11 protein-coding genes are annotated in these 21,483 nt (G+C 50.9%); 7 read left to right on the top strand and 4 right to left on the bottom strand.

Annotation, left to right across the window (positions count from 1 at the left end):
• Positions 1-529: 529 nt before the first annotated feature.
• On the top strand, positions 530-1,504 hold the full coding sequence (locus IPN95_31250) for a hypothetical protein (protein MBK9453793.1): 975 nt from the start codon (positions 530-532) through the stop codon (positions 1,502-1,504).
• 116 nt (positions 1,505-1,620) lie between these two features.
• Here the strand turns inward: IPN95_31250 and IPN95_31245 are convergent, their stop codons facing one another.
• Complete coding sequence (locus IPN95_31245; protein MBK9453792.1) at positions 1,621-1,800, bottom strand: hypothetical protein; 180 nt, start codon at positions 1,798-1,800, stop codon at positions 1,621-1,623.
• A gap of 143 nt (positions 1,801-1,943) precedes the next feature.
• Between IPN95_31245 and IPN95_31240 the strand changes: the two genes are divergently transcribed.
• From IPN95_31240 to IPN95_31225, 4 genes are all read left to right on the top strand, one after another.
• The gene (locus IPN95_31240) at positions 1,944-3,887 is read left to right on the top strand and encodes a PKD domain-containing protein (GenBank protein MBK9453791.1); all 1,944 of its coding nucleotides are present in this window, start codon (positions 1,944-1,946) and stop codon (positions 3,885-3,887) included.
• A 219-nt stretch (positions 3,888-4,106) separates the two neighbouring features.
• A complete protein-coding gene (locus IPN95_31235) occupies positions 4,107-5,138 on the top strand; it encodes a phytanoyl-CoA dioxygenase family protein (GenBank protein MBK9453790.1) in 1,032 nt (343 codons plus the stop codon).
• A complete protein-coding gene (locus IPN95_31230) occupies positions 5,138-6,925 on the top strand; it encodes a phytanoyl-CoA dioxygenase family protein (GenBank protein ID MBK9453789.1) in 1,788 nt (595 codons plus the stop codon). The genes IPN95_31235 and IPN95_31230 overlap by 1 nt, the downstream gene beginning before the upstream one ends.
• A 211-nt stretch (positions 6,926-7,136) precedes the next feature.
• Entirely contained in the window at positions 7,137-10,277 is a 3,141-nt protein-coding gene (locus IPN95_31225) for a T9SS type A sorting domain-containing protein (protein ID MBK9453788.1), read from the top strand.
• Positions 10,278-10,281: 4 nt separating this feature from the next.
• Here the strand turns inward: IPN95_31225 and IPN95_31220 are convergent, their stop codons facing one another.
• From IPN95_31220 to IPN95_31210, 3 genes are all read right to left on the bottom strand, one after another.
• Positions 10,282-12,036, bottom strand: a complete 1,755-nt coding sequence (locus IPN95_31220; protein ID MBK9453787.1) for an agmatine deiminase family protein — start codon at positions 12,034-12,036, stop codon at positions 10,282-10,284.
• Between the two features lie 131 nt (positions 12,037-12,167).
• On the bottom strand, positions 12,168-12,635 hold the full coding sequence (locus IPN95_31215) for a hypothetical protein (GenBank protein MBK9453786.1): 468 nt from the start codon (positions 12,633-12,635) through the stop codon (positions 12,168-12,170).
• Positions 12,636-12,705: 70 nt separating this feature from the next.
• A complete protein-coding gene (locus tag IPN95_31210; GenBank protein ID MBK9453785.1) occupies positions 12,706-13,656 on the bottom strand; it encodes a tail fiber domain-containing protein in 951 nt (316 codons plus the stop codon).
• Positions 13,657-14,070: 414 nt separating this feature from the next.
• Between IPN95_31210 and IPN95_31205 the strand changes: the two genes are divergently transcribed.
• Both IPN95_31205 and IPN95_31200 read left to right on the top strand, forming a co-directional pair.
• Positions 14,071-19,983 carry a choice-of-anchor D domain-containing protein gene (locus IPN95_31205; GenBank protein MBK9453784.1) on the top strand — a complete coding sequence of 1,971 codons (5,913 nt, stop codon included), beginning with the start codon at positions 14,071-14,073 and terminating at the stop codon, positions 19,981-19,983.
• Positions 19,984-20,268: 285 nt separating this feature from the next.
• The gene (locus IPN95_31200; GenBank protein MBK9453783.1) at positions 20,269-21,471 is read left to right on the top strand and encodes a T9SS type A sorting domain-containing protein; all 1,203 of its coding nucleotides are present in this window, start codon (positions 20,269-20,271) and stop codon (positions 21,469-21,471) included.
• Positions 21,472-21,483: the final 12 nt, after the last annotated feature.

Genomic DNA, 21,483 nt, shown 5'->3' with positions numbered 1-21,483 from the left:
CAACTACGAAGATACGTCATTTACTGAAAAGGTTGCATCGGGGTGGAGAAACGAAGAATGTATAATGGAAAATGGAAAATTTAGAACTACGTAGTACATCACGAAGACCTTGGAAAATAGACAGCACTGAGCCCATCACGAAGACCTTTGAAGACGGACAAACCTAAGTACATCACGAAGGCCTTTGAAGGCGGACAAACATGAGTACATCAGCGAAGCGAATGGAAAGCTGTCTGCGCAGGTGTGGCGTCCTTAAAAAAAGCCTCAAATGTTTCAGATACACTCTGAATCGCTTTTCCAACCTTCAAAGTGCGACTTGAGCAGCGAAGAAACGCAAGACAGCGGAAAATAGGAATTTGCGCCGCTGCCACTGCGGTCAGTGGATGTCAGGTGATCGCAGCCTTGTCCACGGATCCAAAGCGAATTGAAGCTGTATAGTAAGGTGTCAGAAAAATCGCGTCTTTGCGGGTTTGGATTAGGTTTGGCCCGTTTTTTGATTAGATTCGCTTAGATTAAAATGTCTGAATTGATGCGAAAGTCACATATCCACTTCCTCTGGGCCCTCCTGATCTTCGCTTTGGGTACGGCAAAAACCTCCGCACAGGTGGCTTTTACCACGACAAATCCAGCCGAATACAGCAATTACATCGTCGCAGAACAGGAGAAAATCGGGGAGCAATTCATTGAATTCAGCAACTTGCTTCTCAGCTCCAATGATCTGAAAGTCAATGAAGACAAGCGCATGGAGGTCGTTCGGCAGATTGAGTTGAGCCTGCGACGCCTGCGCAACATGGCCCCCTTTAAGAATGGCGCCAAACTTCGGGACGAGTCGGTCGCCGTATTTGAAGCCTACAGGGATCTGCATATCAACGACTACGCCAAAATCGCCATCCTCGTCAGCAATAAAGAGAGTTCGTTAGCAGCATTGGAAGACTATTTCCAAATGCAGGTCAAAGCCGAAAAGAAGATGCTGGACTTTGCCGTGCGGCTGCGAACTGCCCAAAACGAATTTGCCAAGCTCAACAGCCTGACTTTGTTGCACAATGGCATGCAAGACCAATTTGACCGCATTCTAGAATGCAACATTTACAGCCGCGAAGTTTTCTTGCAATACATCGCCATTGCCAAAGTCAATGAAATGTGGTGGGATGCGATGGAAAAAAACGATTTCGAGGGAATGAAAAAGCAGCGCACGGCCTTGTTGGCTGCTGCTCAGACGAGCCAATTGGCTGGAATGAAGGATTTTCACGGAGATACTGGCTTTCGGGATGCTGCAAAAGGCCGTGTCGACTTTTTTGTGAACATGGCCAACAAGGAGTACCTGGAAATCACACGGATTTTGGAAAGCACGCAACGCACCCAAGAGGACGTCGACTACGTCAACAACACCATCGATGCCTACAACAGCAAAAATCTAGCACTCAACGACAGCTTCAACGCAGCCCACCGCGATTTGAAACTTAAATCACTCCCTGCCCCAAGCGGAGCGGGAAGTGAGAAGTGAAAAGTTATAAGTGAAAAGTGAAAAGTTCCCGTAGCGCGGTGAAACGATGTTTTCAGGCGACTGCAACCAACTTTTCACTTTTAGTTATTCACTTTTCACTTTTAGTTATTCACTTTTCACTTCCTCAGGATAACTGTGAGGATGATCACGCGATTCGAGCCATTCATTTCAAAATCCGTATGCGTGCTCACGATGTCGAAGCCGTCCATCAAGTGATTGGCAATGTCTTGTTCCGCCAGAAGCCGCTGATTGGTGTCGACGATGTTGTGGACCAGTATCTTGACCGTGTTTTTCATAAAAATCGCATTTGAATGCAAGTTAGGCAATTCAAAACAACACCTTTGCCTTTCGAAATCTTCCGTTCCCGATTTTTGTGATGAAATTTGGAAACTGAAAATCAATTGGTTACATTCAACCTTGGTAATTAAGTTTCTGTCCTATGAAATCAAGTTTCCTGCTTCTATTAGGCGTGCTCTGCATTTTTATCAGCATGCAAGCACAGGTAATCAATTCCTGTACTCCCAACTCGGCCGTCACCGGCCAAGTGTTGACGGTCAGCATCATGGGGCAGGGCACCAATTTTACAAGTGCCACCAACACCAGTCTCAGGTTTGGCCAAAATAGCATTAACGCCACTGCCTTTAATGCCAACAGCAATACGCAGATCACGGCCACTTTTGTCATTCCTCCAAATACCCTCCTAGGAAATTGGGACGTCGTCGTCGATGGTAACCCCAATTTGGTAACCCTCCCTGCCGGATTCACGATTGGAATCGGCAGCCCTAACGGGAACTATGGAAGGGTGATGGGAAGCATCTACCGAGACGATAATGTGGACTGCATTAAAAATGTCGGCGAACCGGGCACCGCCTACCGTTCCGTCACCATCACGCCGGGGCCCTTTCAAACATTGACGGATGCCAATGGGAATTATAGCATTTGGCTTCCCTTGGGAAACTACAATTTGGACTACCATCCCTCCTTCCCTTCCTCAAGCACCTGTCCGACAACAGGGCAACGCGCGATTTCCTTGACAACCAATGGGCAGGCGCTCTTCAACGAGGATTTCGCGACCGAGGTATTCCTGTACACAGATGCAAGGGTTTCCCTGTCAGGATTGCCCCTGCGGCCTGGTTTTTCGGCAAATTCCAGCGTTTTTGTTCGGAATGACGGGAATACTGTGATTCCCAATACCCTCCTCAAGGTCATCAAGCCGTCGTTTGCCAACTTCGGATCGGTATTTAGTCAAGCACCTGCCTATATTTCGGGCGACACCGTCGCTTGGAACCTCCCCAACATCTCCAATCCTGTTCAGATCAACTATCAACTTTATTGTCCGCCGGGAGTGACAATTGGCACGCCCTACACCTTATCCGCATCGGTGACGCCATCCCCCATGGACTACTTCACAGCCAACAATACTTTTGACAATCAACGGGTTGTCGTCGGAGCCTGGGACCCCAACGACAAACGTGTTTTTACCCCAAGTGGCGCAAATGCCGATGGTGACATCCTGCAAACCGACACCCTCCTCACTTACATTGTGCGATTTCAAAATACCGGTACAGACACCGCTTTCAATATTTATGTGCGGGATACGCTTGACCTCCCCAACCTGGACATGAATGGGTTTCGGATCCTTGGGGCCACACACCCCTATCAAGTGACCATGTCTCCCGGTGGTCAGTTGGAATTTGCATTCCCCAACATCCTACTGCCTGACAGTGGCGCCAACCAAGTGGGCAGCAACGGTGCTTTGACCTACGAAGTCAGGCCAAAAGCCGGATTGCCACTGGGGACGGTCATTCACAACAGTGCTTCGATCTACTTCGATTTCAACCCGCCGGTCAAGACCAATATCACCCAATCGCGCCTCTGTGACGTGCTCAACGCGGACTTTGTTACGGTTCCCAACGGCCTTACCGTTCAATTTAACGATCTCTCTACGGGCACCATCCAGAGTTACGCTTGGGATTTTGGCGATGGCAACACCTCTACACTTCAAAATCCGATCCATACCTATGCCAATGCTGGCAGCTATACGGCTTGTTTGGTCACCAACGGCATTTGCAGGTCCGATACCAATTGCCAAAACGCCACCTTGGTTGCAATTTCGGAAGCGCTCCCCGGATTTTCGATTTCGGTGATCCCGAATCCGATGGGCCAAGAAGCAACGATTTTGGTGACCAATCCGGGACAAAACGATGCATTTGAATTGGTCTTGTACAATGCCTCCGGGCAACAAATCCGTCAGTTGGAGGGCAGGATGAATACCCGGCTTTCGCTCCAAAGGGAGGGCTTGGCCCAAGGCTTGTACCTCTACCGCATTCGCCAAGGAAGCCTCAACATCGGTACGGGTCACTTGCTCGTTGCTGGAGAATAGCCATTCCAACTTTCGGTCCAATGACGCCTTATCTGCAGCGATCAGCATCGGAAACAAGGTGTAGGATTCATTGCCTTTGAAAGCTTTGAGTTACACAAAGCTTCGATAACACAGCGAAAACTTCGACGGAAATCCGCCAAAAATCATCCTCACTCCTGCTGCAAGATTTTCTATCTTTGGGAGAATCCCATCGTGGATGTAATTTAAAGGATGTTCAACATGGCAGAGCCAGTATTCCGAAACCCCGAATTGCAGCAACAATTTGATGCTGACGGGTATATTTTTTTGAAGCATTTTCTGAGCAAAAACGAGGTCGAGCAGCTCAAACAAGCCTATTTTGACCTTTTGCCGGAAAGCGGCGGGGCGATGTCGGGCGATGAAACGGATTTCAAAAGTGAAAGTGAAATCACGTATGACTTCACATTCATAGATCGCAATTCGGCATATAAGCAAAAGGTGTTTGACGTGATCCATGCGGCCTTTGCGCAGCATTACGAGCCGATTTTGGCCGATTACACGCCGATCATTGCCAATTTCATCCGCAAGGGTGAAGACGGCGGCGAAGTGCCATTGCATCAAAATTGGGCCTTTGCCGACGAAATCAAGTATTCGACGGTGTCGATTTGGGTGCCCTTGGTCGACAGCAGCCGCATCAATGGAACCCTGGAAATCACGCCGGGATCGCACAAACGTTTCGGACAATTCCGCGGGCCGATGGTGCCTTGGGAATGCGAAAAAATCAAGGAGGAGATCATCCGCGACTACATGGTGCCAATGGACGCTGAGGCCGGTGACTGCGTGATCCTCGACGACAGCGTGGTGCATTACAGCAACATCAACCGCACGAGCGGATTGCGCCTCACGATCCAATTGATCTTGGTTCCGAAGGCGACGAAGAGCATTCACTACCACCTCGACCGCACCGAAGCGCCCGATGAGGTGCGCATTCTGGAGGTGGACCGCGATTTTTACATGAAATTCCATCCTTGGAAACGCCCCGAAGGCAAGGAAATCGGTCGGCAAAAAGTGGATTTGCGCTACATCGACCTCGCGGAATGGAATGCCCGCTTGAAAGGCCCTGAATTCGGGGATCCGAACTACGCTGCCTTCATGCGCGACTTGCGTGCAACGCAGGAAGCTGCTGCCAAGGTGCAGGTTCCCGAGCCGGCCGTGGCGGTACAGGCAAGTACCCAAGTGGCAAATCCGGGCGAATCCGGATTTTTCTCCCGCCTCAAGAAGATATTTTCCTGATGTTCAGCATCTTTCGCGATCCCGAATTATGCGCGCAATTTGCCCGTGACGGCTATGTGACGATGCCTTTTCTTGGTGAATCGGCTTTGATCGAATTGCGAAGGCTGTTTGCCGAAATCAAGCCGAAAGTGACTTTGCAGGGTTTTGCGACCACCACGACTTCGCCCGACTTGGCGCTCAAGCAGGAGATGTTTGCACGCATCGCCCCGCTGTATGCCGACAAGGTCAACCACATTTTCCAAGACTTCAAAAACCTCGGCGTCAGCTTTTTACAGAAGGATTCCGGGCAACCCGGCAGCCTTCCCTTGCACCAAGATTGGACGGTGACCGAAGAAGACCATTTCCGAACGATTACGATTTGGATTCCGCTAGAAGACAACAACATCGAAAACGGTGCAATCCAAATGTTGCCTGGCAGTCATCGCTGGACCAACCTCTTGCGCGGTCCAAACCTGCCGATTGCCATCAAGGACATTGCCGCTGAATTAATGGAAGGCTTGGTCACATTGCCCTTGAAAGCTGGCGAGGCCATCATTTTTGATCACAGCATCCTGCACACGTCCACGCTCAACACCAGCGGACGCCCACGCGTGGCGCTCACCTACGGGCTCACGCACAAGGACACGCCCCTGCGCTTTTGGTACGCGCACCCGGGTGACGCCGTGGACCGTTTTGAGCAGCTTGCCGTCCCCGACGACTTCTTTTTGCAGTACCATGAAATCGGCAAACGGCCTTCTATGGGCAAAAGCCTGGGCTTTTACCGTCACGATTTGAGCCGACTCAATTCGGCCGATGCTACGGATTTAAAGGCTGGAAAAGCCATTCGCAGACCGATTTACCGGGATTTGAGCGCAAAAAACTGCCTGCTGAATGCGCCCGAATATTCGATTACCCGCAATCCTTCGTGGAACAAGGAGCTTGCTGAAAAGGGATTTGTGCTGATTCCGTTGTTGGATGCAGCGAAGGTGGCGCATCTGAAGGCTTTTTTCGAGGCGCATCAAGCGGCCAAAGTCGAGCGGTTTTATGCGAGCGTCCACAATCCGGATGTTGATTTCCGGCTGCGGATGGACGCTGAGATTCAGCGGGTTTTGTCGCCTTTGTTGGCGGAATTGCTGGAGGAGGCCGAGGCTTTGGGCGGATCGTTTATTGCAAAACCCAAGGGAAATTCGGGGATTTTGCCGCCGCATGCGGACTGGAACATTGTGGACGAGCGTATTTGGCGAAGCTACAACCTGTGGATTCCGCTGGTGGATACGACAGTTGCCAATGGCGCGGTGCATGTCATTCCGGGGAGCCACAATTGGTTGGATTTTTACCGTGGTCCGGGCATTGGAAATCCATTCGAAGGCGTCAAAAACGAGATTTGGTCAGCCATGCAAGCCCTTGAAATGCAAGCTGGAACGGCCTTGTTGTATGACCATCGACTGCTGCATGCTTCGCCGGTCAATACGACGGAAACCTTGCGGCTTGCTTGCGTGACGGGCATCAAACCCAAGGCGGCCGCGATGCGGTATTACCATGGAAAGGAAGGTATTGTGAATGAATATGCGGCCAATCCGGCGTTTTTCATGACGCAAAATCCGGAAAATGGGCCGGCGGATTTGCCGTTTTTGGGCGGGGTGACGGATCAGTTTCCGGTGATTTCCGGGGAGGATTTGCGGAAGTTTTTGGGGATTGTGGAAGAGCCGGTTTTGGAAGCGGCGGTACCAGCAAAAGGATTTTGGGAGACTTATACGCCGGTGAATGTCTGGCGGGAAATCAAGTGGCGGATTTTGGGGAAGGGGTAGGTTTGCCGGATCTTGGCGCTTTTGAAATTCTGGGTCGGGGTAAGCTTGAAACATGGGTTCCTTGAGGAGGGTTTGCACTGGTCTGGAACTTTCGATATGGATAAGGCTGACAAGGCTGAACCGCCGGAGGCGGGCTGTCGATCGGCGTGTGGCGGGACGCCACCGCCTCTTCATCGCCACCGCCTCGAAAATTTTCGCTAACTTCGGGTCAATGGTCGCCAAAGCCGTTGTTCAAATTCATGCGTTGATTATCAAGCCAATTTTGGCCCTAGGATGGCTTTTGATGTTGTTTTTTGCTTCGAATGCATCCTTTGCGCAGATCCAAATGCCACGGTATGATTGGGTGTATACAGCAGGGCTAGACTCCAATTGCAATGTCAATGCGATCACCGTCGATCCAGACGACAATGGATATGTCGTCAGCTTTTTTCAAGGTACGATCGATGCCGATCCCGGTCCTGGAACCTTAAATTTTACCGCTGCGAATGGCGGTTCGGCCTTGCTTCAAAAGATCAGTGCCTACGGCAATTTGATCTGGGCCAAACAATATGGCGGGCTTGGCAAAACCGGGACGAATGCCATTGCGCTCGATGGGCAACGCAACGTCTATATTTCAGGCGCTTACGAAGGAATTACAGATTTTGACCCGGGTCTTGCGGTACAAAACCGAAGTCCGGCTGGCGCTTGGGATGCGTATGTGCTGAAATTGGATACCGCGGGAAATTTCCTTTGGGTGGCCACCGCGGGCGCGCCCGCAGGCGACGAATGGGCATTCGCGCTCGAAGTCGATGCCGCAGGAAATGCTGTCGCGACGGGAATTCTGAACGGTCCGACGGATTTTGATCCGGGACCGGGCACGGCGGTGCTGACGCCCAGCGGATTGCAAAGTGCTTTTGTCTGGAAGCTGAATGCAAATGGCAGCCTCGGATGGATTCGGCAAATCGACGGCAGTGGCAGCGCTGCGGGCAGGGGAATCGACTTGGATGCTGCCGGCAACGTTTGGGCCTGCGGCTTTTTTGAAGGGACAATGGACTTCGATCCCGGTTCGGCGGTGTTGCAGCAGACCTCAGCAGGCTTGCAGGACGGATATTTGGTGAAGCTGGATGCCGGCGGGAATCTGCTTTGGGCGCAATATTATGGCGGCAACAGCAGCGACCGTGTTGAGAATGTGGAAGTTGGCCCCTTGGGGAATGTATTTTTGGCAGGTAATTTTCAGGATACCGTTGATTTTGACCCTTCGCCAGGGAGTAGCTTTCCGTTGGCTTCTCCCTTGTACGAAAGTGCCTTTCTTGCACAAATTGATGTCAATGGTGCCTTTCGTTGGGCCGTGAACATTCCTCAAAGCAATGTCGCGGATGGCAAAATCTTAGCGGTGGATTCAATGGGTGGCGCCTACGTTACTGGAACCTATTGGGGTGCGATTGATTTCGATCCTTCTTCGAATGGGTTTTTTAATTCGGTGACGGCCGGCACTCCTGACGCTTATGTCCTCAAAATCAATGCCAACGGCGGATTTGAATGGGCGGGAACCATTGACGGTTCGGCCAATGAAAACCCGCATGCGATCGCATTGGATCCCAATGCGGCAATCTGGATTGGCGGAAACTTTGCAGCTGTCACGGATTTTCAGCCCGGGCCGGGCGTTCATTCGCTCGGTCCCAATGACGGAAGGTTGTTTCTCGTGCAATGGAGTCAATGTGCGCCGCCGGTCATCAGCATTGTCGATACTCCCTGCGTCAATTATTCCAATCACGGCTACAATTTCTACCAAACAGGCCATTATCTCGTGCGAATTCCCGGACTTCCCGGCCTCTGCGACAGCTTGTTGAACTTGAACCTGACCTTCAACTACGACGTCACCCATATTTATCAGACATTTTGCACACCTGACACCATCAACGGGCAGATCTACAACCACCCGGGCACGTTTGTGCAAGTGATGCAAAACATTCATCAATGCGACAGCGTGCTGTATTACCATTACACGGGAAATCCCTACTACCGCTACCTTGTGCCGGTAATCGCCTGTGATCAATTTACCCATCGCAATGTCAACCACGCGAGTTCCGGAACCTATTATTATTCCTTGCCGGGGCCATTTTCGAGCTGCGATACGGTGGAAGTTCTGCTGCTCACGATTCACCGAAATTCGCATACCACGCTCAATGTCAGCAGTTGCGGGGCCATTGTCATCAATGACAGCACCTATTCATCCACAGGAGCTTATACACAAACACTTACCAATGCTGAAGGATGTGATTCGATCGTTCACTTGAACTTTACGCTTCTGCCTGCCACTTCCCAATTGCTGATCGACACCGCTTGCAACAGCCTTTCGCTCAATGGTCAAACGTACACGGCAAGCGGGACGTATTCGCAACAACTGACCAACGCCAATGGATGCGATTCCACGCTCACACTTTCCCTGACGCTGCGTTCCTCGACCTTGGATTTGTACCAAAATGCCTGCGACAGCTTTACGCTGAATGGCACCACGTATTTCGGAAGCGGACATTACCTTCAACAACTGACGAATGTCCAGGGTTGCGATTCAACGATACAACTACATCTCACTGTAAATCAACCGAGTTCGTCGGCCATGACGGTCTCGACCTGCCAAAGTTATTCCCTGAATTCGCAGGTGTATCTCAGTTCGGGGACCTATACGCAAGTCCTTGCCAATGCAGCAGGCTGCGATTCGATTCTTTCTTTGTTTTTGACTTTGTGGCCCAATACGAGTGCCTATGTGATCGACAGCGCATGTGACAGCTTCAGCCTCAATGGCTTTACTTATTATGCGAGCGGGGTGTTCACGCAATCAATGGTGAATGCACAGGGTTGCGACAGCATTCTGAACATCTATCTGACGATCGATTCCTTGAATCCGGCCATCGCACAAAACGGAAATTCGTTGAGTGCAGTACAATCAGGCGGCACCTATCAATGGTTCCGCTGTGACAATGGATTTGTGCCGATTCAAGGTGCGACCGGGCAATCGATTCTTGCTCCTTCGAATGGATTTTATGCCGTCGTCGTGAGCTTCGACGGTTGTCAAGATACCAGCGAATGCGTACAAGTCACGGGGGTTTTCCAAGAACTTCAGCACGAAAATGGGCAAATGCAGGCTTATCCCAATCCGACGGATGGCCCAATTTGGATCTCGGCGACGAATGACCTTGGACCTGGAGAATTACAGGCATACGACGCTTATGGGCGAATGATTTTGGCGCAAGATTGGGATGGCGCAACCTTGCAGCAGCTCAATTTCGACAAATTCTCAGCCGGTGTATATCATTTGCGCTTGGACCGCGCCGGATTTCCGTTGCAAGTCTTGCGCATTGTCAAGTGGTAGTTCCCTACCTGACCATCAACCGCTGCACGTGCCTACGGCCTGCAGTTTCAAACACCAACAAATAGACCCCTGCAACAAGGTTTTGCGTGTCTATAAAGTAATTTTTTTCGCCAGCAGGCATCCATCCGTCCGCGATCATAGCCACTTTCCGACCCACAACGTCGGTCAGCTCCAATTGCCCATGGCCTTCCTCACCGACTGCAACAGGAATGCAAGTGATGCCTTTGCTCGGATTGGGAAAAGCAGGTTTCATTGCCGATTCAGCAAGCACCGCAGGTTCTGTTCCGACAAATTGCAGGACTTCAAAACTCCAATAACCCGCCGGAGCAGGCATCGGCCGCACTTGGGCCTTCCCCGAATTGGCTACGGCGGAAACATAGTAGTCGATTTTGGTACCGGGCGCTTGCGCGGGAATCGCGGCCGTCCAAGTATGTGTCAACGCATTCGAAAGCGTCATGGGCAGGGCTTGATAGGGCAACAGGGTGTCGGTGCGGTAGTACAATTCGGCGACGGCGATGCCTGACCGGTGTTGGATGCGGGCATCGACCGGATAGGGATTTTGCGCGTCGTAAGTATCTGCCAAGGGCTGATGTGAAATGAGCAACGGATCGCGCGTAGCGACCTCCTTGGTAATGCAATGCAAAGCTCCCAAGGCCGTGATGATGCTGTTGCAATTGATGAATTGCACGTTGTAGCCGGGCATGGCCTCCTCCCAAATACGTTGGGCGGTAGTGTCGTAGCGGGTTTCATATCCCGGGACAAGAATGGTCTTGTTCACAAAAACGGCGTTGGTATAGGTGCGGTAATCGCCATTGTTGTTGGGGTAGCGCCCAGCAGCGTCGGGGGGCATTGGGATGCGCACCACTTTGTAAGGCGTGCCATAAATCGAATTGTAATTGCTCAGAATGTACTGCAAATTGGCCTCGATTTGGGGACCATCTGCGACGCCCTGCGGATATTCGCCGACCAGCAAAGTCTCCTCGTCCAACAATTTCAGGTGCATGTCGATGTGGTGGATCACATCAAAAGGCAGCGTGGACATCTTCACAAAGCGGTTGATGCCCATGAACTTGGCCAAAATCGTATCGATTTCGGCGGCGGTATGGCTGGGATTTTCATTCAGGACAAGATTCGAAGAAAAGCCTGTCCCGAAGCCATCGGTCATGAAATTGCCACCGGTATGGATGAGGTCATAGGGTGCTTGGATGGTTTGGTACATGGGCAAGAGCTCGTTACGGGCAATCGAACTCGGCACGGTATCGTCTTTGGGACGGGGCCGATTGTAGATCCAGTCGATCAATGCGAGGGAATCAACATCGTGGGTGTAGATGTTCCATTGCCCATAATCGCGGCACCAAATCGAATTGTAGGGGGCCACAAGAAAGTCGATGTTGGTGAGGGGAATGCCATTGTTCGTGAGATAGGACTGTACGGAGAGCGAATCGGCGCAAACGATGATGACCTTGGTTTCTAGGCTCGCAAACCGCACAATTTCCTTGAGTACGGCGGTGTAGCCGGTCCATGTAATGTTCAAGGCATCGATTTCTTCCCATTCCGCGGGGGCCCGCACGGGCGATACGGGCGGGCTCGTGATGCCGGTGCTCGTACGCGCCTGCAGGTAGGACGGCATTGCAGCCTGCTCTGCAGGAGACATGCGATGGTCATCTACCTGCCCCAATGCCACCGAAATGGTTACAAAGCCAAATGAAAGAAATGCCATCAATCGCTTGATCCCGAAAACGCTAGAAACTGCACTCATAGGGAGCAAGTTAGCAGTTTCACCGAATTTCCGGCACAACAAAAGCAGGAAAGGTCACCGAGGAGTCTCGGAATTGTGCATCCGATACTCCCAGGTGACCTCACCTGCCGCTGATGGAATGAAATCCAGTCTTATTCGCCGTCTGGCGCTGGCTCGCAATCGACTTGCTTCAGCGTTTGGCGACCGTTGTCGAGGGTTTTACCGTCCCAAGTCCATTCGGCTGCTTCTTCTTGGACATCGCCTTCGATTTCCGTTTTTGATTTGACTTTCAAGACATTGCCGTCTTTGGTCCCATCAAATGAAGTGGTATAGGAGGTAAAATAGCCTTCTGCTTTGTCGTGAATATCTCCATAGAGATTCCCGACGACCTTGGCAGCTCCGTCATATTCCATGACGGCAGTGAGGTGCAGCGTTTCGTCTTCGTAGTCGTAGCACCATTGTCCTGCGATCAAGGCATCGCCGGGCTTGGGCTTGGATGCAGGCGCGTCGCCGAGGCCGATTTCACCATTGGTCGCAGGGGCTGCGGTTTTGTCGGCACAACCGGCAAAAAAGCCAAACGCCATCACTAGGCCTGAAAACACAAATTTTGTTGCGTTCATCTTAAAAATCAGAATGAGATTAAAGTTGCCAAAATTGAAGTGCGCAAGGTAGGGAGAATTTCCTATTCCCTTATTCTTTGCTGAGAATCTCCAATTGGCTCGCCATGTCGGCGATCTTCTTGTTTTGGGCATCGATTTGTGCCTGCTGCTCCTGAATGGCGTTGATGAGTACAGGTACCAAGCTGCTGTAATCCAGACCCAAGCAAAGTCCGTCTTCTACAGCGACGGCCTCAGGCACAAGCTTCAAAACTTCTTCTGCGATAAGGCCGATATGTTTCTTCTGGGTATCGTCTTTCTCAAAATTGTAGTGATACGACATCGGCTGCATTTGCTTTACCTGCTCCAATCCATAGGAAAGGGGGGCAATATTGTGTTTGTACCTCTGTGAACTCACATTGACGAAGCCCGTCGCGTGGATGGGCAGTGTTCCCGCTGCGCCACCGCAAACGATTTTGTTGGTATTGCTGTAAAATGCGGATGGATTGTTCACGTTGTATCCTCCCAAAAATACCGCGCCTTGATCCCAACCCATGTAGGTTCCGATCATTTGGTGGGAACGTGCCTGGGCAGTACTTCTACTGACAAGCACGTTGTCAAATGCATCCATGATTTCAATGGAGCCTTGGACGGAGAGCCTTTGGTTGGGTGCACTCGTTCCCATTCCCGTCAAACCCGCGATGATGGCCCCACTCGCTGGAGGAGTTGCACCTGCATAACCGATGGTCAATCCGCCTTGTGCACCCAAAAGTCCGGTATTGGTCCAGATATTTTTATCATTGTAGGTGCGAATCCAAGTGGCATCGGACATGTAAAATCCTCCGCCCCAGGTTTCCCAATACAAGCCTTGATTGCCTGAAACCCGAAACCATCCGCCATTTGCATAGATGTCTCCCACGGTATGAAGCTTGTAAACGGGCGCGGCTGTACCGATTCCGACGTTTTGACTGATTGCCGTGAGTGACATTCCCAAAACAAAGGCAAATACAAACCCTGCTTTTTGAAGTAGATTCCTGAATTCCATTACCTTGACCGAATTAATTTAACGCTTACCAACGCGGTGCAACGATTCATCGCCCACTCTGAGTCCAATTTAGTGAATTTAACCCGACTGACAAGCTTCGATACGGAATACAAACCAACCGTACATGGAAATGGGGCATAATGTAATCGGTATTTGCCAACGAATCCGGTTGAAGCGGGCGAAAATCAAGCGTCCCGCAACCCGAAAGACCTTGAAAAATCATCGCTTCAAAACGCTCTTCAGACGACCTAAGGTACGAGCATGCGTATCTACCGCCAAAAGTTGTGACAGGGCCCCAAGGAAAAGGCGATCCATTGACCAGTACCGTTGCTGATTCATCTTGCTCGGAATTGGAAAAATTCAATCGGAATGCTAGCTTGCTGATCTTTCTATAAACATCAATGATACAATAGCTTGCAAAAAATCAGAGCAATCATCTTCTTGCTTCTTTGTTGTGTTCCGTTTTGGATTGTTGGGCAGAATGTCATCGTTTCCGGTGCCTTGACGGGGAATGGATCGTACCCTACAGTCGGAGCGGCATTTTCAGCGATCAATGCCGGAGCGCAGAATGGCGCCAATATCGTCGTTGAAGTTTCCGCGAATACAACTGAACCATCTTCGGCTGTATTGAATCAAGGCACATGGCTGCATTTAGCGTTGAGACCTTCTGGCGGGGTGGCCCGCAGTATCACAGGTAACCTCGCCGGCCCGTTGGTCGATCTGAATGGCGCTGATCGTGTGACCATTGACGGTTTGAACAGTGGCGGAAACGCGCTGACGATTGAGAACCAAAATACGACAACTGCCTCTACCCTTCGTTTTATCAACGATGCCCGGAATGTCCTTGTTCAGAATTGCTCCTTGTTGGGTGCCAATACAGATGCGAACATGGGTACAGTGTTTTTGTCGACAAGTGCAGGCAATGGAGGCAATGACAGCATCACCGTGAGCAATTGCATCATCAGCGCAAGTGGAGCCAACTTTCCCATCAACGGCATCCTTTCCATCGGCACGGCAACCGCGGGACAGGAAAACAGCGCCGTGAGTATCCTCAACACACAAATCCGCGATTTTTTTCATCCCAGCCTCGGCACAAATGGGCTTTGGGCAGCGGATGGGAATACAAGGTGGACCGTGTCGGGCTGTCGCTTTTTCCAATCTGCCTACCGCACCTATACCATTGGGGAACAGCATCGTGCCATCCGGATCACGGCGGGTGACGGGCACCTCATCTCCGCAAATGTTATTGGATACCGCACTGCTACAGGAACTGGCTCCTACCGCATGTACGGGAATGTTTCCACAGAATTTCGGGCGATCGACCTTGCCGTAGGGAGTAATGTAGCGACGAGCGTGCAAGGGAATCAAATCAAATCCTTCCAGATGACGACAGCAAGCTTGGACTCTTCGCAGGTAGGAGCTTTTTGCGGGATCAACTTAGCAGTAGGAAAATTTCTCGTGGGCACGATTACTGGGAATACAATTGGCACACCCGCCGTGGCTCCCATTGGCATCCCAGACACGATTCATGTATCCTCTGTGGCTGGCCCTACCCTGACAACCGGAATTCATTGTGCGTCTGAAGACAGTGTGATCCTGCAGAACAACCGCATTACGGGTATCATGAGCTTCACCTTCACGCCCCATATTGGTGGCGCATTCACTGGCATCGCGGTGGACAGCACTGCACCTTATCTGAAGATCCAAGGCAATATGATCGGTGATACCGTAATCTACAATACATTTGCAGGAGGGAATGGCCCTACGATCGCCAGCACATATACTTACGGAATCCACCTTCGGACCATGCCCGAGGAATTGCTGATTGACAACAATAACATTCGAGGTCTTGGTTCATTTGGGATAGGGGCAAAATCCTTCTTGTACGGAATTTCCACGCCTTTGTCTGCTGACACCAGTACTGTGACTATTTCTAACAATCAAGTCCAGAACCTATATTCCACGAGTGGAAACGATTCCTATTTGAATGGTTTGGCCTCGCTTGTTGCCATTTACCTTGGCACGGGGAACAATCCCATCGTGCGCAACAACCGGATACGTTGGTTGCAATGTGGCGGGTCTGGCAACGGAAACTCGGGCTCGGCGATAGGTATCGCAGTAGCAGGGGGCATTCAACCTCAGATTTATAGCAACGTGATCGACTATTTCCGCAACGATGCTGCAATCGGACTCAGCTGGTCTCCTTCGGTAGTTGCAGGAATCATGGTGGGCGCCAATACGGTCGATCCTTCCATCTTGAACAATATGATTTGCTTCGGCTATTTTGGATGGAATGACATGCACCATGTTGGAATTTGGATGCCTCAAAATTTCGTCCAAGGAAATTCGACCGCTCATATTCTACACAATACCGTTTACATCACACAGTTTACCAATTTTGTTGCGACACTCCCTTCTTTTGGTTTTTTGAGAGGGAATTTGATCCCGGGCAACACCATCACAGCGCGCGTCGATTTCCGAAACAACCTCATCCACAATACCCGTAACGCAGGATCCACCTCCAACTATGCCATCGCTGACAATTTTGACGGAACTTCCTCTGCAATAGGCTGGATTTCAAGCGCATCAGACAACAATGTACTGAACGTCACGAATCCCACACAGGTTGGCTGGTGGAATGGGGATCGAACCTTGGCTGACTGGCGAGGTTACTCCAACGGGGATTTCCATAGCGTTTCTGCCACTCCCGTAAATTTTGTGAGTCTCACAGGTAATTGGCACTTGAATATGGGCACCACACCCACCCCCATTGAATCTGGCGGCCAATTGATCTCCAGCGTTTTGGTCGATATCGACACGCAAACACGGCCGGGCCCATCAGTCTCAGTCAACGGAGGAGGATTGTTTCCAGACATTGGAGCTGACGAAATCGATGGTGTATATTCTGACGCAAGCCCGCCTTCCATCAGCCACACTCCCATCACGCGTATCTGCAATACGGCCGACTACACCTTTCAAGCCACGATTTCAGATGTAACTGGCGTGCCAACTGCCGGAGGATTGCGCCCAAAAGTTTACTTCAGAAAAAATGCTGGTGCTTATGTTTCCGCTCCCGGAACTTTGGTTAGTGGCAATGGCATCAATGGTACTTGGAGTTTTACGATTTCCAATTCCGCAATGGGCGGTGTCGTCATTGCGGACAGTATTTCCTACTTTGTCATCGCCCAAGACCTTGCGACGATACCCAATCTGATCGCAAAACCAGCGCTCGGCTTCGTTGCAACCAACGTCAATACCGTGTCTTCGCCACCCTCCTCACCTTACAAATACGTCATCGGCGACAATCTGAGTGGCACCTACTCGATAGGCGTCGGGGGAGATTTTACGACGCTCACAGCGGCAGTGAATCGTTACAATATCAGTTGTCTTAACGGGCCCATCCTATTCAGCCTCATTGATGCGAGCTATCCTGCAGAAACTTTCCCCATAACCGTTCTAAACAATGTGGATGCAAGTACGATGAACACGCTCACGATTAAGCCCGCGACAGGGGTGTCTCCGAGTATTGTAGGAAGCAACGCGCAAGCCATCCTCAGATTCCACTTGGCCAGATATGTCACGCTAGATGGTAGCAATTCTCCCAATGGCAGTACCCGCGACCTTACCGTCCGCAATAACAGTACTGGCCTGTCCAATGCTGTCATTTGGCTTTCATCTCCTGAACCCGTGGACGGTACTGACCATATTACGATCAAAAACTGCACCGTCAGAGGAAGTAGTCCAACCACCTCTAGGGTATGCATTGTGAGTTCGGGAATCTACGTTGGAAGTCTAGGGGGACGGCACATCAATACCGTCATTGAAAACAACCATTTGTTTGCTGCACAGTTTGGGGTCACTACTGGCCAAATCAATATTGGCAACCCAGGCGTGGTGATCACAAGAAATCAAATCGGTTCGACCAATTTGGCTGAATCGATCTCAGGCACAGGCATCAATGTGTATGATCTAGATGGAGGTCTTGTCACCGACAATAACATCTTCAATATCGGAGGCCCAACATCCTATCCACCGAAAGGTATCGACATCAATGGGAGAATGATGAATACGCGTATTGAACGCAATCGCATCAGTGGTATTAAAAGTACCCAAGTCAATGGACCTGGAGCAATCGGAATACTTGTAAATAACAATCTTGACGTGCCAAATTTTGTCATTGCCAACAATTTTATTTCCGACATTACCTGCTTTGGAAAGACCACAATGGGCTATCAGGACAATAGCTATGGAATTTGTAGTTATGGCGGAAGAAGCGCCGACATTGTGCACAATACCATCTTAATGAATACGAATCAGACGTCGCCAACTTCCAATTCTGCGGGAATTTGGAATTTCACTACCTTTGGTTCTCAGCCCGTAAACATTCACAACAATATCATTGTATCCACGCAAACAGTTGGTGCACAGCGGTATGCCTTATACTCCTTTTCCCCCGTTCCTCCTGCATTCGGCACCATGGACAACAATTGTCTTTCAACCTTGGGACCCAATCTTGCACGCAAAAACAGTACCAACTATGTGGATCTTGCAGCGACGCAAATAGGATTTGGGGGAAATGCGAATTCGATTACAGCGGTCCCAGTGTTCCTCAACAGTCCACCCGACCTTCACCTCCTTCAAGGTTCTAATCCTGGCATCACCAATGGGGGCGCCTATCTGCCCGCAGTGCCGTACGATATCGATGGGGAAACGAGAAACACACTTGCCCCCAATATCGGTGCCGATGAATTTCCCATTTTAGGCCCAGAGATCAATATTTTGGGGAATAACATCAGCATCCTTGATGGCGACAACAGCCCGAGCTTGAGTGACTCCACGGATTTTGGAGACATTTTGACCTGCACGCCATTTGCAACGCGCACCTTTACCGTTCAAAATTTAAGTAACAATGTGCTGAATATCAGCAGCACCAACATCACTGGTCCACATGCCAGTGACTTTGGGCTCATCGTTCCACTGCCCAGCAGCATCGCCAGCAACGCGAGCGCAAACTTCTCGATTCGATTTACCCCTTCAGCATTAGGCATTCGCACCGCAACCATTACCGTATCTTCGGACGATGTAGATGAAGGCAGCTATGATTTTGCAATCCAAGGCACCCAGATTGCCGACACCACCGCACCTACCGCAATCTGCCAAGCTGTTACCGTCAATCTCGACTCTTCTGGCAATGGTGCCACCACGGCTGCAGCAGTCAACAATGGCAGCACTGACGATTGTGCAATATCCAGCACCAGCCTCAGTCAGACCAGCTTTTCTTGTTCCCAAGTCGGTCCCAATACGGTAACGCTCATCGTCACTGACGCTACTGGCAACAGCAGCTCTTGCTCAGCGATAGTCCACGTCGTGGCGGCAGCGGTCACCGGGAGCATTCAGGCAGACACCGCCCAATGCGGCTACAACATCTCTTGCGCAGGTGCCAACGATGGTGTTGCACATGCGACAGGCATTGGCGGATGCCCCGGCTATACTTACCTGTGGAGTACAGGCGCGACGACAAGTACGGCAACGGGTTTGGGGCCGGGGACGGTGACGGTGACCATTACCGATGCCGCAGGTGGCACAAGTGTCCAAACCGTCAATTTGACAACGCCATCCACTTTGCAGGCCGGAGCCAACACTTGGATGAGCTGCTTTACAAATCCAACTGGCGAAATCGACATTACCCCGCAAGGAGGAAACAGTTGCCAGCCGTATGGTTACCTTTGGAGCAATGGCGATACCACTGAAGATCTATTCAATGTTGCGGCAGGAAATTACACGCTTACGATCTCAGATGCTGCAGGCTGTTTTTTCACCAGCACGGTAACAGTAGCTGCATTTCCAGCCCTCAACCCGATGGTCTCACAGGCCGGCAATACATTGACCGCTGTGCTCACTTGGACCACCTACCAGTGGCTCCTCAACGGCAACACGATCCTTGGCGCCACCGCGAATTCCTTCACCCCAACGGTATCGGGCAGCTACAGCCTCCAAGTCACCGACACCAATGGTTGCAGTGGCGTGAGTGATACGACCAATATCACGATCGTCGGCATTGCAGACCACATGGGCGATTGGGAGGAACTCACGATTTTCCCTAACCCCACGAGAAACGAATTCAGGTTACTCACCATGACACCGATTGGTGGCGCCATCACCTTGGACATCCAAGACATGTATGGCAGGCACATCTTTAGTCGGGCCCTATCTGGTTTGGCAAGCGAGGTGGCCTTCGACATCAAAGCCTTATCTGCTGGCACCTACATGGTCCAAGTGACTTCCGAGACCGGACAACGCAAGTTGTTCAGGTTAGTGGTACAGTAGGTGCAGGTTTGAGTGCGAATGATAAGTACGTAAAGGTTTTTGAATTGAGGTTGACTAAACCAGGCGGCTCTTTGAAATATCATCGGAACAAATCCGCCTCAAGGCAACGAGCAAGGCCCTTTTCTCCATGAACAACCCATTTTTGCGGAGAAAGCGCCAAGTAATGGAACATCAAAAGGTCTCCCGTTGCTGCGATTACGTGACTATAGTCAGTTTGCCACGTCAACAATTTCCGTACCTTGCTCCCATTACCGCTTTTACCACCTTATCAATGAAATTTGTTTTATGAAAACAGTTTACAATGCCAAATTGGGGCGTTTGCTTAGGAACTTCGGACTTGCATTCGTCCTGACGGCGTCGGCAAACCTTGGCCTTCAAGCGCAAGGAAATCACGCAGCAGAGGCCAACCCTGACTATGCAGGCCCTACCAATGAGCCCTTCGCACAGCCTGATGCGCAGTGGTCGATTCAGTTGGACGTCAATGCTACCGCGCCAACGAGCAGCGTAGGAATGGCAGGTGCACATTTTGTAAAAAACAGTCAAATCACTGCAGGTGAATTCTGGACCTCTAAATGGGCATCCGACACCTTGCTCCTCTGGGATGCCGCCGGGGTATTTCAGCAGAAGTTCACCATCGCCGGCTTGACCGGCGTGCGTTCGTTGGCATTTGACGGCACCTACATTTATGCCGGAACCAATACGACGACGATCTACCGAATCGATCCTGTAACCAGGCTGTTGGCTCCTCCTCACATCAACTCTGGCAGCGTAAACAACGTGCGTCATTGCTCTTATGACGCCACCCTTGACGGCGGCAACGGCGGATTTTGGGTCGGCAACTTTGGTACGGACGTGGATGCCATCAGCATGTCTGGAGCAGTGCTGAGCAGTATTCCTGCCGCCACGCACGGTCTACTCGGCATGTATGGTTCTGCCTATGATGGCTTTACCGCCGGTGGCCCATATCTTTGGATCTTTGACCAAAGCGGTGCCAACACCACGCAAATCGAACGCATTACCCTTGCGACCGGCGCCACGTACGGGCTGGCAAGCCACGATGTATTTACCGATTTTTCCGGAACCAATGGCCTCACAAGCGGCTTGGCAGGTGGTCTTTTCATCACCGATCAACTCGTCAGTGGTCAGTTTTCGATCGGCGGCATGATTCAGGGCACACCCAACAACGTGCTGTTCTCCTACGAATTGGCCGATATCGCCCTTCGTTTTGAAGAAGGCATTTCGGGCGTGAAAGTGTTCCCAAATCCGAGCCAAGGAAAATTCACCGTCCAATTGACCGACAATACTGCTGCAGCATCGACCATTACGGTGCGCAATGCTGTCGGACAGGAAATTCGCAAAATCGAGGTGAACCCAAGTGCACAGCCGATGACCGAGATCGATCTCGGTGATGCAGGTCAAGGCATCTACTTCATCCACATCCAAAACGGAGAGAAGTCCACCACCCGCAAAATGGTTGTGGCCAACTAATTCGTTTTGTAT

Source organism: Bacteroidota bacterium, from assembly GCA_016718825.1.
GTDB lineage: Bacteria > Bacteroidota > Bacteroidia > J057 > JADKCL01 > JADKCL01.
Note: the sequence above shows the minus strand (reverse complement) of the source record. Positions and strands in the feature narration are given on the sequence as shown.

Excerpts from the sequence above, each read along its gene's own strand:
- IPN95_31250 (MBK9453793.1), top strand. The coding sequence starts at position 530 with ATGCGAAAGTCACATATCCACTTCCTCTGGGCCCTCCTGATCTTCGCT.
- IPN95_31245 (MBK9453792.1), bottom strand. The coding sequence starts at position 1,800 with ATGAAAAACACGGTCAAGATACTGGTCCACAACATCGTCGACACCAAT.
- IPN95_31240 (MBK9453791.1), top strand. The coding sequence starts at position 1,944 with ATGAAATCAAGTTTCCTGCTTCTATTAGGCGTGCTCTGCATTTTTATC.
- IPN95_31235 (MBK9453790.1), top strand. The coding sequence starts at position 4,107 with ATGGCAGAGCCAGTATTCCGAAACCCCGAATTGCAGCAACAATTTGAT.
- IPN95_31230 (MBK9453789.1), top strand. The coding sequence starts at position 5,138 with ATGTTCAGCATCTTTCGCGATCCCGAATTATGCGCGCAATTTGCCCGT.
- IPN95_31225 (MBK9453788.1), top strand. The coding sequence starts at position 7,137 with ATGGTCGCCAAAGCCGTTGTTCAAATTCATGCGTTGATTATCAAGCCA.
- IPN95_31220 (MBK9453787.1), bottom strand. The coding sequence starts at position 12,036 with ATGAGTGCAGTTTCTAGCGTTTTCGGGATCAAGCGATTGATGGCATTT.
- IPN95_31215 (MBK9453786.1), bottom strand. The coding sequence starts at position 12,635 with ATGAACGCAACAAAATTTGTGTTTTCAGGCCTAGTGATGGCGTTTGGC.
- IPN95_31210 (MBK9453785.1), bottom strand. The coding sequence starts at position 13,656 with ATGGAATTCAGGAATCTACTTCAAAAAGCAGGGTTTGTATTTGCCTTT.
- IPN95_31200 (MBK9453783.1), top strand. The coding sequence starts at position 20,269 with ATGAAAACAGTTTACAATGCCAAATTGGGGCGTTTGCTTAGGAACTTC.